Here is a 2746-nt window from a genome sequence, read left to right as displayed (position 1 = left end):
CGAACTCGACGCCAAGAACAAGGCCCTCGCCCACGCGGTCGGATACGAGCGGGTCATCTTCGGCACCAGCCCCGAGGGCGGCAACAGCCACGCCGCCGCCAACCGCCAGGGCATCCCCGCGGTCCTCGTCGAGACCGGCCAACTCGGCGACCGGCACCCGGACACCGTGGGCAGGCTCCTCGACGCCCTCCACCGGATCCTCCACCACCTCGGCGTCATCGAAGCCTCCGAGCGCGTCAAGCCGCCGACCGCCCGGCCCCGTGACTGGATCTGGGCCGGCGAGGCCGCCTCCGAGACCACCGGACTGTGGTACCCGGACGCCGTCACCGGCGACGACGTGACCGAGGGACAGACCATCGGCCGCATCATCGACCCCGTCGACGGCACCGAACACAAGGTCACCGCCAACGCCACCGGAACGATCATCTACGGCATGAACGGACTCACCGTCCGCCCCGGCACCGAACTCGCCGCCATCGCCACACCACACAACTGACCGGCCGGCGGCAACGGCTGCCCGTCGACCGGCCCACGGACCACGTGTCCGCCCACAGACTCCACCCCCCCAACCCTCCCGAGCTGGTCCCCCATTGCGCTACTTCCAGGAGATTTGTCATGAGTGATCCCATGATCGGTCGCAGAGCGCTCCTGCGCGGAGCAGGCGGCCTGGCCGCCCTCGCCGCTCTCCCGTCCCTCTCCGCCTGCGGTACCGGTACGAGCCGTGTCTCGTCCGGCAGTGGCAAGGGCGGCGGCAAGACGGTCATCGTCCGTGACAGCGGCGGCTCTTACGGTGCGGCCCTCCAGAAGGCGATCTACACGCCGTTCACGCAGGAGACCGGTATCCAGGTCAAGGTCCTCAACCTGGACGACGCCCCGCTGCTGGCGCAGATCAAGCAGGGCCGCCCGCAGTGCGACCTCATCAACAACTCGATGATGTCCCACCTCAAGTACCTGGGCCAGAACGCCCTGGAGATGCTGGACCACGACCGGATCAAGAGCGTGAAGAGCGCGAAGATCCCCGAGGCTCAGGTCACCGACCATGCCATCGGCAGCAGCTTCTACGGTCAGTGCATCGCCTACCGCACCGACGCCTTCGGCGGCCGCAAGCCCGAGTCGTGGGCGGACTTCTTCGACACCAAGGCCTTCAAGGGCGGCCGCGCGATGTGCAGCCCCGACGGTGACCTGCCGGAGCTGGAGTTCGCGCTGCTGGCCGACGGCGTCCCGGCGGACAAGCTGTACCCGCTGGACGTCGACCGTGCCTTCAAGGTGCTGACCCGACTGCGAGGCGACATCAAGAAGTTCTGGGACAGCGGCCCGCTCCCGGGCGTGCTCCTCAGCCGCCAGGAAGTGACGATGTCCACCGTCTGGGACGGCCGGATCGCCGACCTGGAGAAGCAGGGCGTCCCGGTCACCAGGCAGCTGAACGGCATGCGCCGCCAGTTCCAGGGCTACGCCATCGCCAAGGGCGCGGCGAACGTGGACAACGCCTACCTGCTCATGGACTTCTCGCTGCGTGCGGAGAGCCAGGCCAACCTGGCGAAGGCCTTCCCGTCGAACCCCTCCTCCCCGCTGGCCTACGCCAAGCTGACGGAGGACGAGCGCAACGCTCTGGCCGGTGCGCCGAAGTACTACGACAAGGGCTTCGACACGGATGTCGACTGGTGGCTGAAGAACGAGTCGGCCGTCACCAAGCGCTGGTTGGAGTGGGCTCGTGGCTGATTTCGGTGTCGCCACACCGTCCGTCAAGGTGGCCGGCGTCACGCCGGCCACCGCGACCGGCAAGGCGCTGTCGGTGGTGGCTCTGCGCAAGACCTACGGCGACGTCGTCGCCGTGGACGAGGCATCCATGGAGATCGCCGCGGGGGAGTTCGTCACCTTCCTCGGCTCCTCCGGGTCGGGCAAGACCACGACGCTGATGATGATCGCCGGGTTCTGCGAACCCGACTCCGGGACCATCACCGTCGGCGGCCGGGACGTCACCCGCCTCGCGCCGCAGAAGAGGGGCCTGGGCTTCGTCTTCCAGCAGTACCTGCTCTTCCCGCACATGACGGTCAGTGAGAACGTCGCCTTCCCCCTCACCCTGCGGGGAGTGGGCAAGGACGAGATCCGCCGACGCGTCGGCGAGACGCTGGAGATCGCGGGTCTGTCCGGGTTCGGCGGCCGTAAGCCGCGTGAGCTGTCCGGTGGCCAGCAGCAGCGTGTCGCCCTGTGCCGGGCGCTGGTCTACCGCCCGCCGGTCATCCTCATGGACGAACCGCTCGGAGCGCTGGACAAGAAGCTGCGTGACCAGTTGCAGGTGGAGATCAAGTCCATCCAGCAGGAACTCGGTCTGACCGTCATCTATGTGACGCACGACCAGGAAGAAGCGCTGGTCATGTCGGACCGCATCGCGGTGATGCGCAACGGTCTGATCGAGCAGTTCGACACCCCGAGGGAGTTGTTCGAGCGGCCGAAGACGCCGTTCGTGGCGGACTTCCTGGGCGCGGCCAACTTCCTGCCCGGCCGGGTGGAGAAGCAGGACGGCGAGCACACCCTGGTCCGCCTCACCCAGTCCGGTGACCTGCTGACGGCCCGCCGTCACCAACTGGCCCCCGGTACCGAGGTGAAGGTCGCCGTGCAGCCCGGCCGGCTGCGGGCCTGCTCCACCGACGACGGGTTCTGTACCGGCACCGTGGAGACCGCCACCTACGTCGGCACCCTCGTCCGCGCAGGTGTGCGCATCGACGGCGGCGCCGGGCCCCTGCTG

Annotated in this window: 3 protein-coding genes; all 3 read left to right on the top strand. The window is 68.5% G+C overall.

The features are described 5' to 3' along the window. The coding region (locus AOK23_RS34665) for a succinylglutamate desuccinylase/aspartoacylase family protein (protein WP_206336378.1) at nucleotides 1–496 on the top strand (496 nt) is incomplete at its 5' end. Between the two features lie 119 nt (nucleotides 497–615). Then, nucleotides 616–1719 carry an ABC transporter substrate-binding protein gene (locus tag AOK23_RS34660; protein WP_055716501.1) on the top strand — a complete coding sequence of 368 codons (1104 nt, stop codon included), beginning with the start codon at nucleotides 616–618 and terminating at the stop codon, nucleotides 1717–1719. Further along, on the top strand, nucleotides 1712–2746 hold a 1035-nt coding region (locus AOK23_RS34655), incomplete at its 3' end, for an ABC transporter ATP-binding protein (protein ID WP_055716500.1). The genes AOK23_RS34660 and AOK23_RS34655, both read left to right, overlap by 8 nt.

Source organism: Streptomyces torulosus (assembly GCF_001419765.1).
Classification (GTDB): domain Bacteria; phylum Actinomycetota; class Actinomycetes; order Streptomycetales; family Streptomycetaceae; genus Streptomyces; species Streptomyces torulosus.
This window is presented reverse-complemented; position numbering and strand designations above follow the sequence as displayed.

Coding starts and splice junctions, on each gene's coding strand:
- AOK23_RS34660 (WP_055716501.1), top strand. CDS start 616: ATGAGTGATCCCATGATCGGTCGCAGAGCGCTCCTGCGCGGAGCAGGC.